Annotated in this window: 1 protein-coding gene; it reads left to right on the top strand. The window is 44.2% G+C overall.

Going from position 1 to position 215, the window contains the following annotated elements:
* Positions 1–186, top strand: a 186-nt coding sequence (locus NLF92_RS14085; RefSeq protein ID WP_489886399.1) for a response regulator, incomplete at its 5' end; no start/stop codon positions are given.
* Positions 187–215: the final 29 nt, after the last annotated feature.

The raw sequence follows: 215 nt of genomic DNA, 5'->3' as shown, positions 1-215 counted from the left end.
GCAGTCGATGGTGAAAGAGCACTGTTTATGGTAACCGGATATAGCGAAGAAGCGCTCATAATGGTTCTTGGCCTACCCAAAATCGTAGGTATTGATGTTATAAAATACGCACGAATGAACCAGATTACAGTACCGTTTTTGATCTTTACCGCTAGAGTTTTCTGGGAGCAAATGTGCTGGGCTTAGTCGCTGGTGCGGATGATTATCTCTCGAAG

Source organism: Opacimonas viscosa, from assembly GCF_024199005.1.
Lineage (GTDB): Bacteria > Pseudomonadota > Gammaproteobacteria > Enterobacterales > Alteromonadaceae > Opacimonas > Opacimonas viscosa.
This window is presented reverse-complemented; position numbering and strand designations above follow the sequence as displayed.